Origin of the sequence: Acinetobacter lwoffii (assembly GCF_019343495.1) — a bacterium.
Lineage (GTDB): Bacteria > Pseudomonadota > Gammaproteobacteria > Pseudomonadales > Moraxellaceae > Acinetobacter > Acinetobacter lwoffii_P.
Map to the genome: position 1 here is coordinate 2,947,165 of NZ_CP072549.1, position 14,195 is coordinate 2,961,359.

Annotated in this window: 10 protein-coding genes; 6 read left to right on the plus strand and 4 right to left on the minus strand. The window is 43.2% G+C overall.

What is annotated here, in order from left to right:
• Positions 1 to 30: 30 nt before the first annotated feature.
• Both J7649_RS13820 and J7649_RS13825 read left to right on the plus strand, forming a co-directional pair.
• Entirely contained in the window at positions 31 to 2,316 is a 2,286-nt protein-coding gene (locus J7649_RS13820) for a hypothetical protein (RefSeq protein ID WP_219308674.1), read from the plus strand.
• Positions 2,317 to 2,333: 17 nt separating this feature from the next.
• A complete protein-coding gene (locus tag J7649_RS13825; protein WP_219308676.1) occupies positions 2,334 to 3,617 on the plus strand; it encodes a hypothetical protein in 1,284 nt (427 codons plus the stop codon).
• Positions 3,618 to 3,670: 53 nt separating this feature from the next.
• Here the strand turns inward: J7649_RS13825 and J7649_RS13830 are convergent, their stop codons facing one another.
• From J7649_RS13830 to J7649_RS13845, 4 genes are all read right to left on the minus strand, one after another.
• Positions 3,671 to 5,389, minus strand: coding sequence for a proline--tRNA ligase (locus J7649_RS13830; RefSeq protein WP_219308678.1), 1,719 nt, complete (start codon positions 5,387 to 5,389; stop codon positions 3,671 to 3,673).
• A gap of 96 nt (positions 5,390 to 5,485) precedes the next feature.
• Positions 5,486 to 8,593: an efflux RND transporter permease subunit gene (locus J7649_RS13835; RefSeq protein ID WP_219308680.1), complete on the minus strand. Its 3,108-nt coding sequence runs from the start codon at positions 8,591 to 8,593 to the stop codon at positions 5,486 to 5,488.
• 24 nt (positions 8,594 to 8,617) lie between these two features.
• Positions 8,618 to 9,745, minus strand: coding sequence for an efflux RND transporter periplasmic adaptor subunit (locus J7649_RS13840; RefSeq protein WP_219308682.1), 1,128 nt, complete (start codon positions 9,743 to 9,745; stop codon positions 8,618 to 8,620).
• A 51-nt stretch (positions 9,746 to 9,796) separates the two neighbouring features.
• A complete protein-coding gene (locus tag J7649_RS13845) occupies positions 9,797 to 10,444 on the minus strand; it encodes a hypothetical protein (RefSeq protein WP_219310132.1) in 648 nt (215 codons plus the stop codon).
• Positions 10,445 to 10,730: 286 nt separating this feature from the next.
• Between J7649_RS13845 and pilG the strand changes: the two genes are divergently transcribed.
• The 4 genes from pilG to J7649_RS13865 are packed head-to-tail and all read left to right on the plus strand — an operon-like array spanning position 10,731 to position 14,168.
• Complete coding sequence (gene pilG / locus J7649_RS13850; RefSeq protein WP_004280711.1) at positions 10,731 to 11,114, plus strand: twitching motility response regulator PilG; 384 nt, start codon at positions 10,731 to 10,733, stop codon at positions 11,112 to 11,114.
• A 24-nt stretch (positions 11,115 to 11,138) separates the two neighbouring features.
• Positions 11,139 to 11,507: a response regulator gene (locus J7649_RS13855; protein WP_004280710.1), complete on the plus strand. Its 369-nt coding sequence runs from the start codon at positions 11,139 to 11,141 to the stop codon at positions 11,505 to 11,507.
• 5 nt (positions 11,508 to 11,512) lie between these two features.
• Positions 11,513 to 12,049, plus strand: coding sequence for a chemotaxis protein CheW (locus J7649_RS13860; RefSeq protein ID WP_004280709.1), 537 nt, complete (start codon positions 11,513 to 11,515; stop codon positions 12,047 to 12,049).
• A gap of 46 nt (positions 12,050 to 12,095) precedes the next feature.
• Positions 12,096 to 14,168 carry a methyl-accepting chemotaxis protein gene (locus tag J7649_RS13865; protein WP_005106253.1) on the plus strand — a complete coding sequence of 691 codons (2,073 nt, stop codon included), beginning with the start codon at positions 12,096 to 12,098 and terminating at the stop codon, positions 14,166 to 14,168.
• Positions 14,169 to 14,195: the final 27 nt, after the last annotated feature.

Consider the following 14,195-nt stretch of genomic DNA (forward strand, 5'->3'; position numbering starts at 1 on the left):
CAACGTCAAGTACAGCATAAGGATATAAAAATGAAAAAAACAACAATAAAGTTGAAATTGCTAACGGTATGCATGTGTCTTATACAACAAGGTTATGCACTTGAAACTATTGAAGAGCAAGAATTGAGTGAAGTTACTGGACAAGATGGTATGGTGATTACTCATGAAATCTCTAAAGCCAATATTGCTCAAGCCAATTGGTATGATCCAAATCCAACTGCCAACACTAAAATGGGTTTAGGTCTACATAATCTTGAGATTATTGGCAAAGATAATAAACCAATCATTAGTCAACTTGAAATAGATGTAGGAGCGACTTCACAAGGGGCAGGACTTCGGCTTGCTGCAAGTGTTTCACCATTTCAAGCCACTGCAGATTTAAAGTTGGTAAAGATCGCCTGTACGACCAATCCATGTAGTCAATCTGCGAAGAGTATTCGGACTGCGGGTACTCAATCAAATCAAAGTTTGGGGGCATTAGGGATTAGTACCTCTACACCGCTTAGTGTGCTATTACAAACTAGTGCAGGTCTATTTAATAAAGATTCAATTGCCAGTATCGATTTTCAGCTTAAAAATGCCACGATTAGTCATAAGTTAGGTGAAAATAGTCTGATTTTAAATGACTTTAACTTTAACTTCGCGGGTCAAGGATATATGTACATTGACCCGGATGAAGGCGTGGTACTCACCACACGAAATGGCAGTCAAGATCACTATGTGGATCTAAAGCGTGCTGAAGATATTACCGATATCGCAGCTGGCCGGGTTAATTCGACCAATCCAGGGGTTAATATTGACTTGCGTTATAACACGCCAAATAACGAACGCAAAAATATTATGCGTTTAGGGGCTTCGGGTGCAGTCACTAATGCAAGATTATCGATGAGTGCCGATCAAACCCAGATCGGTACTTTTGATGTTAGTAACAAGGTGAATGGTGTACTAGAGCGTCAGGACAAAGCTGCAACAGGTTACAGTGGCCTGGTCGGAGAAGGTGGGTTAAATCTAGGCTTGTCTGCAGATTTTACAGGTGATAATAGTACTGGGCTTCCAGCAACTATGGCACCGACAACACTTGAGATTGGTCATACCGGTAAGGGAAGCCATGCTGTGCAATTTTCCAAGCTCAGACCCTTGACTACACGTAATGCTGCTGGCTCCTTACACGGTAAAAATGCTTATATCGACTTTGGAAATATCTATATAAATACCATTACTGCAAAAAGTCTCGATTTCATAATTAATGAAAATATGCAAAAGACTTTAGGTAGTAGTAGCACTGTGCTTAAACAGACACTCAGTACCACCACGAATGAAGAAGATTTTGCTTATATCGCCGTACGTGGAATGGATTTTCAGTCTATTGCTGCTAAGGCACGTTTCATATCAGATAACTCTTTGGCGGAAATTGGTGGAGATGGTGGTTCTTGGGGAATCGGTATTCCTATTTATAATTTAAATGCCAATGTTGCGTTGTCTGGAACGACTTATGGAACAGACAATAAGCAAGCAATTGCTTATAACATTATGGCATCTACAGAAGGCTATGGAATTGACAAGAAAACTGAGTTGCCGAGCACAACCTCAATTATTTTGATTGATGGTAAAAATGGTGAGCATGGTGAACCTGTTAACTATTATGCCGGTTTTAGGAATATCGATGCTTTGATCAAGTCAGAAGGTATTATTGGCTATGAAGATGAAGGGATCTATATTCGTGCCGATGATTTACTGATTGCTGCCAAAGCAGAACTTGCGATTGGTCAATTACCTGGCTCTAAATATAATTGTACCAATGCATTAGTCACTAAATGCGGAAGCTATGTGCCTCATGATAATTTTTCTAAACGTGATGATGTCCTGACTAATATTGCTTTTAAACTTGATGGAAACGGCGAGCTCCTCATCATTCCAGGAGTGGATCCGACCAGCGATTCACCAGATACCAACTTCCTGTCATTTGATGCAAATTTTAAGTTTAGACCCCTTACCGCAGAAGAAACTGCAAATAAAGATAATCTGGGCAGCTATTTTAGTATTGCCAATGAAGATATTGATTCAGCCGGGGTATTAAAAACTTCGTCAATTAACTTTAACCGGATGGAAGGTCATTTGGGTGTCAAAGCAAAAGTTCGTGTCAGTGCAGATACAGTGACTTTGGATAATCAGGTCAAACTCAATTATGAAAATAATATTGCAACACCATTTAAAACCAATTTTGCCATGGCGACCAATGGCAATATGCAAAACATGGCAAGTATTGCACTGACTGGTGGAACCATTCGTAGCACGATGGGAATCACACCACGCTAAAAATCAGGATGAGAAAAATGAAAAAAATAATATTAAAAAGTCTAGTGGTAGCTATGATGGGCCTAAGTGGCCAGGTATCTGCATTAACCTCATTGGAAGACCAAGAGCTCTCAGAAGTCAATGGGCAGGCTTTATTGTCAATGGAGGTTCAGTCTGGATTTAACCAGATGGATAATCTAGGAGCTACTTATGACCAGAGTAATATCTCATTTTATAAATTAGGCTTGGAAGCCGAGATGGAAATTAATGCCAATATAAAAAAGCTACAGCTCGGGTGTGGCGGTGTTAATGGTGCAACCGGCTGTGATATTGATATTGATCATATAGCCTTAAGTGGTAATCCTACAAATGGTGCGGATCGTGCCGCGACCTCAGCTCTGATTACTAATCCATTTGTACAATTTGCCATAAAAAATCCAAATCAGGCGTCTACACGTGAAGTTTTAGGTTTTCGTTTAAGTGCGGAAAAGATTTCGGGTCTATTGACAATGGGGACAGAAAATAGTGCTACACCAAATGGTATTAACAGTTTCAGTGGTTATATGAAAACAAAATCCTCATCAGGAGTTGCAACAACGGCTCCTCGTGTCATGGATTATGCTACAACTGGAATGAATATTGAGGGCACGGTAAAAGGCACTATATTAGGTCAACCATTACCTCTGGATTTACATTACACATCTAGCAATTATGCTTTCCAGTTAAATTCTACAACAGCACCTTTTACTATTCCTGCTACGATAGTGTCAGGAACAAGAATGAAAGAAGTTGTACTAAAAGGGACAGGGACAGTAGGTCGTATTGATTTTAAAGGACCATTAAAAGCAGAATTATTGGATGGAGCATTAAAATTAGATAAAGATATTACAGGCTACTTAACCGGGCTACAGACAGACATTACCGTTAAACAAAATCTCGGACTTATTCATGCTTTATATTTAAATAATCCAGCTTCACTCTCCTTGCAATCCCAAAGCATTTTATGGCCTGGTGCAGCAGTCGCGGCAAAACAAGGGTGGTGGCTGGCAATGGAAGATGAAGTGGATTTAGGAAGTATTTCACCTTCATATAGTGTGCCAATTTCAGATGCTGTTTTAAAGCAAACTATTGCAGGAATTAACCATGATTTAACCACTAATGTGCGAGATTGTGGAAGTCTGGTTTTTGGTTGTGTGCTAGGAAGTGCACTTGATGTAAAGGAAATTAAAAATCCTGCGCTACTTGATTTCCCTCTTACTAATTTAACTTTACAAGGCCAGAACTTTAAACCGAACTGCTTTGGTGGACACAAATTCTGCTAAGTTTAGTTATAAAAAATCCCGTATTACGCGGGATTTTTTATAAGAAAGCAAAATTATTTAGCAATTTTTGCCAATAATTCTTCTTTCGAGATATTTACAGATTCAGCATCACGACGGCCTTTATATTCAAACGTACCTGCATCTAAGCCTTTTTCGCCAATTACAATACGGTGTGGAATACCTGTCAGCTCAAGATCAGAGAATTTCACGCCCGGACGTTCGTTACGGTCATCAAGTAATACGTCAAAACCTGCAGCTTGTAATTCAGCATAGAGTGCTTCCGCAGCTTCCATAGTTCGTGGAGATTTGTGTGCATTCATCGGCACAATGGCAACTTCAAACGGTGCAATGGCAGTTGGCCAGATAATGCCTTTCTCATCAAAGTTCTGCTCGATTGCAGAAGCTACTACACGCGTTACACCAATACCATAACACCCCATTGTTACAGTGAATGGTTTGCCATCTTCACCCAAGACTTTACAACCTAAAGCTTCAGAGTATTTTTTGCCTAACTGGAAGATATGCCCCACTTCGATACCACGTTTGATTTGAAGCGTACCTTTACCATCTGGAGATGGATCGCCTTCAACCACGTTACGTAGGTCATAAACTTCAGTGAACTGCGCATCACGTTCCCAGTTTACACCTGTTGCGTGTTGATCTGCTGCATTTGCACCCGCAACAAAATCAGACAATACCGATGCTGCACGATCAACAATGACGGTGATACCTTTTTCGACCAGACCTTGAGGACCGACAAAGCCAGCAGTTAAGCCAAGGGCTTGAAGTTGTTCTTCAGTAGCAAATGTCAAAGGTGCAGCAATTAAAGGATGTTTTTCAGCTTTAATTTCATTTAGTTCATGATCACCACGAAGGAATAATGCAACGACTGGTGCTTCTTGACCTTCTTCCGCTACAACACCTTGAACCAATAACGCTTTCACTGAATGGGCAGGATTGGTGCCCAAGAATGCTGATACATCCGCAATGGTTTTTTGATTTGGCGTGTCTATCAGTTTAAGTTCTTGTGTTGGTGCCGCACGTTCACCGACAAGCACCGCCTCAGCCATTTCAATATTGGCTGCATAGTCAGATTCAGTGGAGAAAGCGATATCATCTTCACCGCTTGAAGCCAAAACGTGGAATTCATGAGAACCTGAACCACCAATTGAGCCGGTATCTGCTTGAACCGGACGGAAATCTAAACCAAGACGGGTGAAGATTTTGCAGTAGGCTGCATACATGTCGTCGTAGGTTTGTTGCAGTGATTCCTGGTTGGCATGGAAAGAGTAGGCATCTTTCATGATGAATTCACGTGAACGCATTACGCCAAAACGTGGACGAATTTCGTCACGGAATTTGGTTTGTACCTGGTAGAAGTTTGCAGGCAATTGCTTGTAGCTTTTTAATTCGTTACGTGCAAGATCAGTGATCACTTCTTCATGCGTCGGACCCAGAACAAATGGGTTGCCATGGCGGTCGTTGAAGCGTAAAAGTTCAGGGCCGTATTGTACATAACGACCTGATTCTTCCCATAAAGATGCAGGTTGAGTCACCGGCATATAGACCTGAAGTGAACCGACTTTGTCCATTTCTTCGCGAACGATCGCTTCAACTTTATTTAATATGCGAACGCCCATCGGCAACCAGGTGTATAGACCTGAAGCCAACTTACGAATCATACCGGCACGAAGCATGAGCTGATGGGAAATAACCTCAGCATCGTTCGGGGTTTCTCTTAACGTTGCAAATAAAAAGCGACTCGCGCGCATGGAAACTGTCCTAAAAAATTAAGCGTTAAAGCAGGGATTATACAATAAAAAATGAGGTGAGCTTTTGGGAATGTCACCTCATTGTGTTGCATTAAATTATGCCATGATTTTACGTGCCTGACGCAGCATAAAATTCTTAAAGTCATCCAGGTAAGTAAAGATCACCGGCACCACCACCAGGGTCAGCAGGGTAGAGGTAATTACCCCACCAATCACCGCATGCGCCATCGGTGCACTTTGTTCACCACCTTCACCTAGCCCTAGGGAAAGTGGAACCATGCCCATGACCATGGCACTGGTGGTCATCAGAATAGGACGCAAACGGGTTTTACCAGCGGCAATAATTGCATCATAACGGTCTTCACCGCGGTCCATGGCCTTCTTGATGAAGTCGATCAGCAGAATCGCATTCTTGGTCACCAGTCCCATCAGCATGATAATGCCGATAATCGAAAATAGATTCATGGTGGAATTAAACAGGAATAAGGCCAGAAACACGCCAATCAGCGACAATGGCAGTGAGGCCATAATTGCTGCAGGATGAATAAAACTGTTGAACTGCGAACCGAGCACAATATAGATAAAGACAATCGACAGGGTAATCGCAGTCAGTGCATAACCTGCGGATTCTGCCATGTCGGCATTGGAGCCTTGAGTGTCGAAACTATAACCCGGTGGCATATCGAAATTTTCTTGCAAGCGGCTGATATCCGTCCCGATGTCGCCTGCAGGACGTCCTGAAGTATTGGCCTCGACCAGAACTTCACGTGCCAGATCACGTCGATTAATCTGCGAGGCACCGAGTTTTTCTTCAAATTTGGCCACGCTCGAAAGCGGAACCAGAATTGGTTGATTATTGGCATCGGTTTTATTTGAGGTGATATACATATTCTGTAAATCGCTAGGCAAGCTGCGCTGGTCTTCGGTCAGGCGCAGATTCACATCATAGGTTTCACCTTTTTCATCCTGCCAGGTCGTGACATCATCACCGGCAATCAGCGGACGCACTACATTGGCAATCTGATTGACCGATAAACCTAAATCACTGGCCAAGACGCGATTGATCTGTACATCAAGAGTCGGCTTGGGTTCTTTTAATGAAGTTTCCAGATCGACAATGCCATTAATCTTCGCCATTTCCGTCATAAAGCGATCGGAAATTTTTTGCAGTTCATCTAGATCCGGACCTTTAATCGAAATCATGATCGGCTTCTGGCCACCTGAAACGGTTTCATCGGCGGATGCCACCGAGGTAATGCTGATTCCTGCAACCGATTGTAGACGCTGGCGGAATTCATTATTCAGGTCATTCAGGGTCTTTTCACGTTCGGTACGCGGCGTTACAGTCACCCGTAAACTGACATGGTTTTTACCGCGGTCAGTTGCGCCATTAATCACCCCATAAGTGGCTTTGACATCCGGATGCTGACGAATAATCTGATCCACCTGCTGCAGTTTGGCTTGTGAATATTCAAGCGATGAATCGACCGGTGTTTCAAACTTGATCCGGATTTCGCCTTTATCCGGGACCGGTACAAATTCGGTGCCGATCAGTTTGGATAAACCCAAAGCACCAAATAATGAAGCGACCGCGATTAATAAAGTAATCAATCTGAAGCGCAATGCCAGTTTTAATAATTTTTCATAGACATAGCTTAAGTTATCCAGCTTGCCGGAGATCCAGCTAAAGAAACGTTTCACCCGACCTGGTTTTTTGTTTGGATCTTTTTTCTTTTCTGCCCAGTGTGCAGAGAGCATAGGATCCAGGGTAAAGCTGACAAACATCGAGATCAGAACGGCCATACTCACCGTGACCCCGAACTGGTAGAAGAAACGACCAATAATTCCGCCCATAAAGGCCACAGGCAGAAATACGGCAACAATGGTCAGTGTTGTGGCCAGAACAGCTAAACCAATTTCTTTGGTGCCATCGAGTGCAGCAGTCACGTGATCTTTGCCCATGTCGGTATGCCGGACAATGTTTTCACGTACTACAATTGCGTCATCGATCAGCAGACCAATACTCAAGGACAGCGCCAGCAAAGTCATCATATTGATGCTAAAGCCAAAGGCCCAGATAAAGGTCAGCGTGCCCAAGAGTGCAATGGGTAGGGTCAAACCGGTAATCACAGTTGAACGGAAAGAGCCTAAAAATAATAGGACAATCAGCACAGCCAGTACCGCACCTTCAATAATGGTGCGGGCTACATCGCCAATGGTGCCGCGGATACTTTTGGAGGAATCTACCACTACTTGTAAAGTAGTGCCTTGGGGAAGCTGCGCCTCAATACTTTCTAAAGTTACATAGCTCTTGTCTACTACTTCAATGACGTTTGCATCTGAACTACGCAAAATATCAATCGCAACTGCAGTTTTGCCATTCAGAAAAGCTGCGGATTCCAGCTCTGCCTGACTGTCTTGAATATTAGCCACTTGTCTGAGGAAAATTGGTACGCCGTTTTTATTGGCAATGACCAGATCGCCGAAGGCGAGGGGATGCAGCACTTTGGAATTGATTTCAATGACCAGTTCCGAATTACCCGATTTAAGCGTCCCCCCCGGGACTTCAATATTCTCGGCTTTTAAGGTGTTGATCACGCTATCTACACCAATGCCAAAGGCTTGCAGTTTTTGCGGTTCCACCTGAATCCGGATCTGGCGCTGCGCATCACCAAGCAGATTGACCGTTCCGACTCCCGGAACTGTGCGCAGTTGTGGCACAATCCGCTGATCCAGATAAGAACTGAGCGCTTTTACATCCATGTTGTCGGATTCAAATACAATTGACATCACTGCATTTGCTGTCGGATCATAACGCTCAACAATCGGTTCCTGAATTTCATCACGAAATTCAGCAGTTACAGAAGCGATTTTATCCCGCACGTCCTGGGCTGCTGTGGTAGATGTCACATCCAGATTAAATTCAGTGGTGATGATGGACAGGCCTTCACTGGACTGGGAAATGACCTGTTTTAAACCGGAAATGGTATTGATCTGATCTTCGAGTTTCTTGGTGATTTCCGATTCAACCGTTTCCGGAGAAGCACCCGGATAGTTGGTATAAATCACCACAAAAGGGAAATCGACATCAGGGAATTCTTCAACGCCCATCCGCTGCCATGAAGCCAGCCCCAGCACCATCAGGCAGAACATCATCATGATGGTAAAAACCGGATAATTCACACTAATTCGGGTAAACCACATATCAATGATCCTGTGTGAATGGCTTTAGTTGGCGCGAAGGGTGACAGTTTTTTGCAGATCAGCTTCGCTAAACTTCACCCGGCTGACCTGATCACCATTTTCCAGTCCTTGAACCACAGCAATGTTATCGCTATAACGCTGTTCCAAAACCTGTATGTTGACCTTGATAATTTTATTCTGGCGAATTACCCAGACATAAGGTTTATTCTGAATGTCTTGAACAGTATCTAATGGAATCAGCTGGCCAGAAATCTGTTGTGGACTCAGAATGTTGCCTTCGACAAAGGAGCCGATACTTAGCGAGGGAATGGTTTCATTCGGCTTGGCAAAGAATTCGATCTGACGACTGGCCTGATCTGCAATTGGGGAAATCCGGCTAATTACGGCAGTGAGCCGATTTGGATTCCCTTGAATGCTGTATTCGACTTGACTGCCCAGTCTTAAGTCTGATTGCAGATCACTGGGTACGCGTGCCTGAATTTCCAATCGTTTTGGATCGACAATTTCAAACAGGGTTTGTCCAATCGCCACGGTTTGACCCGGTTCGACCTGACGTTGGGTAATCACGCCACTGATCGGGCTGGTCATGATGCCATCACGATCTGCTTTCTGGGCAATATCAACATTGGCTTGCTGGGCACGAACATTTTCCAGCTGTGCCTGATAGTCCACCTGACTTTGTTCATATTCTACTTTTGAAATAAAACCCTGATCGAGCAGGCGCTTTTTACGCTGCATCATATTGCGGGCCTGATTGGCTTGCGCTTGAGTGGAGGCCAGATTCGCACGTGCCTGTGCCAGACGGGCTGCATTGTCCTGATTATTCAGGCGTACCAGCACTTGTCCCTTGGCAACTGTTTGACCTACCTGTGCGTTTACGCTGGTGGCAGTAGCAGAGACCTGTGACTGTATGCTGCTTTGATTGACTGCACGAATGGTGCCGGTGAATGCGGTTTTTTGAACTGAATTGCCAGATTGAACTGCAACTAGATCTTGAGGAATGACTTCAATGGATTTGGCTGTTTCGGTTTGCTGTACGGGTTCATCTTTATCACAAGCCACTAAAAACATATTTAAGCAAAGTGCACTCATGATCAGGATAGAGCGCGGGGAAGGCATATTTAAATCATGAGAATGCGGTGCAGTTTGCATATGAGTCCTTTTAGCTGGCTATGGATCAAAACCACGGCTAGCTATTTGTATTTATTCAAGTGCTTTTAAACGGGCGATAATTTTGTCGTATTCTGCTTCCAGATTTCGATAGCGACTTTGTAAAGATTGAATATTTTCTTTCTGGGAAGCGAGATTTTTCTGGTTATTGTCTAATGTTGTTTTCAGGTGTGCCGGTGGGGTTTTACCTTTACGTAAATATTCACGTTCCTGACGCACAAACATGACCCGATCTTTTTGCAGTTGCTTCATTTGTTCTTGCTGAAAATCAATCTGTTTTTTTAACTGGACCAGGCTGTCATTCTTTTTCTGTAAAGCGGTCTGGCTATTGTTATAAGCACGCTTGAGTTTATGATCTTCGGCAATTCGCTGCGCCTGCTTGGCACGTTGTGGCGCTTGCCTGATATCCGCTTCGGCATTATAAGGACGGGCACGCTTAATCACCTGCATATTCTGGTCAAGTGCTTCATAGCCATAACGGATATGATTTGGCGTGACATTAGTACTGATATTGGCCACACCCTTGCTGTCATAATAACGATACCAGGTGGCTTTTTGCGGGAGTTGGTTACTACTCGCACACGTTAAGCTCACCTGTAACAGTAGCAGCACAACAACAATGAATTGACCAGTCATTTTATTTTTATCAATGACAGCAAGTTTTCTTAAAAACTGACTCATCATTGGCTCCCCGAATTTAAAGTTGACTAAATTACTTATTTTAAAGTAATAATTTTGTTATATTAGACTTAAATTTATCAATAAAAAACTACCGTTAGTCAAAAAAAAACCAATAACGATAAGAAAATGTGAAGCTGTTATTAAAAATAAATGATTTTGTCTACTTGTGTAGAAAATGTTCATTGATAATACAAGTGACTTTATGTTAAAAATGTTTATCGATCGTAATAAAATAATCCTATGAGCCTTATGGCATATAGTTTCTAAAATGGGAAGGGTTAAACAAATGGACGATAAATTCCAAAATCTAAAAATTATGGTTATTGATGACTCAAAGACCATTCGTCGTACTGCGGAAACTCTTCTTCAACGCGAAGGTTATGAGGTCATTACTGCAGTAGACGGTTTTGAGGCTTTGTCAAAAATTGCCGAAGCAAATCCAGATATCGTTTTTGTAGATATTATGATGCCGCGCCTGGATGGTTACCAAACCTGCGCCTTAATCAAAAACTCTCAGAATTACCAGAATATTCCTGTGATTATGCTATCAAGTAAAGATGGCTTATTTGATCAGGCCAAAGGTCGTGTCGTGGGTTCAGATGAATACCTGACTAAACCTTTTAGTAAAGATGAATTGCTCAATGCAATCCGTAACCATATTAGTGCTTAATATTTGATTTTTTGGGGAATTGGCATGGCACGTATCCTAATTGTGGATGACTCACCGACAGAAACTTTTCGCTTTAGAGAGATTCTTTCTAAACATGGCTTTGAGGTGATTGAAGCAGCCAATGGCGCAGATGGCGTCACCATGGCACAGGCAGAATTGCCGGACCTAGTTCTGATGGATGTGGTTATGCCGGGTGTGAATGGTTTTCAGGCAACCCGTCAGATTGCACGTGGTGCAACGACCAAACATATTCCAATCGTGATTGTCAGTACCAAGGATCAGGCCACTGACCGTGTATGGGGCAAGCGTCAAGGCGCAGCGGATTATCTAACAAAACCAGTCGATGAAAAACAATTAATAGATGTAATTAAGCAGCACCTCAATGCAGGATAAGCTCTATGGCAGCAAATGGATTTATCGAATTGCTTCGCATTGCGAAACGGGGGAATAAAAACTACGTTTCCAATGGCAATGAAGTTAACCGATGGTCGGGCATTGCTTTTGAGATGATGGGGCAATATTTTGTTGCCCCGCTGGGGGAAGTATCAGAAGTGATTTATCCCCCAGAATATACGCCGGTACCCAAAACGCAAGCATGGGTGTTGGGTCTGGCGAATATCCGGGGAAGACTGTTATCGGTTTCTGATCTGACGCAGTACGTATCAGGGCAAAGCAGTCAATTTTCACCGACTCAAAAAGTATTATGTATCAACCATAATGACCAGTATGTGGGTTTGGTCGTAGATCAAGTTTTGGGTATACAACATTTCAATAAGAAAAGTTTCTTTTCGAAGAAATCTGAATTGGATAAAAACTTACAAGAATATTGTCAGGGGTTTTTCCATCAGCACAACCAGCAGTGGCATGTGTTTTTATTCAGTCGTCTGTTGCAAAATCCAAAATTTATGAACGCATCTATAAAATTTATAAATTAAATGTCGCGCTCGAAACTAAGCAAGGCGTCAACCGGGGAGAGGCTGCATGGGCTTTAAACTTAAAAAGAAAAATACAGGTGAGAGCACTGGCCGCAAAGGCGGTAATGCTTTTTTAGCTAAGATTCAAACGCAAGTAGATCAGTTATCACGTGTCTTCGGTGATAGTGAGAAATCAAAACCGCTGATCTATGGAGCAGCAGGCTGTCTTTTAGCCGCACTGATCACTTTATTGTATCTTTTTTATAGCGTTCCACGTACCAATGAACTCACTCAAAGTCTGGGTGATTTGCGTCTCCTCTCGCAAACGATTTCGCGCCAAGCGACTGAAGCGACAGCTTCGGGTACGCCTGAGGCTATGAAGAACCTGACTGATTCACAAAAAGCTTTTGCTGAAAATCTTGAGACAGTTAAAAGTATTCATTCTAACAATGATGCGTTGCAAGCTGTTGATAAACAGTGGACAGAAGTATCCAGCAGTATTGATCTGATTACCTCGCAACAAAAGATTATTAACCAGTTATACGACACCAACATCGCTATTGGTGAAGCGATTCCGGGGATTCAGGCGGAATATAACTTGATGGTCGACCAGATGGCACGTCAAGATATGCCATCGAACCAGGTAGTTATTGCCAAAAACCAGGTATTCATTGCAGAACGTATCTTACGTTCAATCAGTTTGGTACTGACAGGTAACGATGGTTCACGTGAATCAGCGGATGACTTCAGTGCCGATACCGAAACTTTCGGTTCTTATCTGAATGCACAGTTGAATGGTTCTGCTGAACTGGGTGTACAGCGTATTGCTGATCCAACCCTGCGTGAATCTCTGGAAGGCATCAAGGCTGAATATGATGACGTACTGGAATCTGCATCAGCGATTATTCTGAAAAACTCTACACAGATCGTAAAAGTTCGTCAGGCAGCCGCATCTATTTTTTCTCAATCTGATGTGCTTTTGGACAACCTGAATAAATTATCGGGTAACTCAGGTCTTAAAACGGTTGTTCCGGCAGTCCTTCTGATCGCATTATTAGTCGGTTTCTTGCTGTGTGTATTCAAGTTACTTTCTCTGCGTGGCTTGTCGGATAAGCAGCGTGTAGGCCGTTTACAAGAAGAATATGACCGTAACCAGAATGCGATTTTGCGTTTACTTGATGAGATCGCCGATCTTGCAGATGGTGACTTACGTTCATATGCAACCGTATCTGAAGACTTTACCGGTGCGATTGCCGACTCGATTAACTTTGCGATCGACCAGTTACGTGACCTGGTATCGCGTATTACTGAAACTTCGCAAGAAGTTGCGCAATATACTGCAACTACACAAAGTATTACCAACCAGTTAGCCGAAGCATCTGAACATCAGGCACAAGAAATTGCCGGTGCTTCTGCAGCGATTAACGAAATGGCACTGTCGATTGACCAGGTATCTGCCAACGCCGATGAATCAGCGGTGGTAGCAGAGCGTTCAGTACAAATTGCTGCAAACGGTGCGGATGTCGTACATCGCTCGATTGAGGGTATGGACACGATTCGTGAACAGATTCAGGAAACTTCAAAACGTATTAAACGTTTGGGTGAATCTTCTCAGGAAATTGGTAACATCGTAGCCTTGATTAACGATATTGCTGACCAGACGAACATCCTGGCATTAAACGCAGCAATTCAGGCATCGATGGCCGGTGAAGCAGGTCGTGGTTTCGCGGTCGTAGCCGATGAAGTACAGCGTCTTGCGGAACGTTCAGCTTCTGCAACGAAGCAGATTGAAGGCCTGGTAAAAACCATTCAAACGGATACGAACGAAGCCGTTATTTCGATGGAACAAACTACATCGGAAGTTGTACGTGGTGCGAACTTGTCTAAAGATGCCGGTGTAGCACTAGATGAGATTCAAACAGTATCGAACAACCTTGCGAAACTGATTGCGAACATTTCTGATGCTGCGAAACTGCAGTCAGCATCTGCAGGTCATATTGCGACCACGATGAATGTCGTACAGGAAATTACCTCGCAAACCACCAGTGCAACCTTCGATACAGCACGTTCAGTATCTGAACTGGCAAACATGGCCGATGCATTACGTGAATCTGTATCTGACTTTAAACTACCAGAATAAAGTCAGACATGATGGGGAAATGTGTCT

Excerpts from the sequence above, each read along its gene's own strand:
- J7649_RS13840 (WP_219308682.1), bottom strand. The coding sequence starts at position 9,745 with ATGCAAACTGCACCGCATTCTCATGATTTAAATATGCCTTCCCCGCGC.
- J7649_RS13845 (WP_219310132.1), bottom strand. The coding sequence starts at position 10,444 with ATGAGTCAGTTTTTAAGAAAACTTGCTGTCATTGATAAAAATAAAATG.
- pilG (WP_004280711.1), top strand. The coding sequence starts at position 10,731 with ATGGACGATAAATTCCAAAATCTAAAAATTATGGTTATTGATGACTCA.
- J7649_RS13830 (WP_219308678.1), bottom strand. The coding sequence starts at position 5,389 with ATGCGCGCGAGTCGCTTTTTATTTGCAACGTTAAGAGAAACCCCGAAC.
- J7649_RS13825 (WP_219308676.1), top strand. The coding sequence starts at position 2,334 with ATGAAAAAAATAATATTAAAAAGTCTAGTGGTAGCTATGATGGGCCTA.
- J7649_RS13835 (WP_219308680.1), bottom strand. The coding sequence starts at position 8,593 with ATGTGGTTTACCCGAATTAGTGTGAATTATCCGGTTTTTACCATCATG.
- J7649_RS13820 (WP_219308674.1), top strand. The coding sequence starts at position 31 with ATGAAAAAAACAACAATAAAGTTGAAATTGCTAACGGTATGCATGTGT.
- J7649_RS13865 (WP_005106253.1), top strand. The coding sequence starts at position 12,096 with ATGGGCTTTAAACTTAAAAAGAAAAATACAGGTGAGAGCACTGGCCGC.
- J7649_RS13855 (WP_004280710.1), top strand. The coding sequence starts at position 11,139 with ATGGCACGTATCCTAATTGTGGATGACTCACCGACAGAAACTTTTCGC.
- J7649_RS13860 (WP_004280709.1), top strand. The coding sequence starts at position 11,513 with ATGGCAGCAAATGGATTTATCGAATTGCTTCGCATTGCGAAACGGGGG.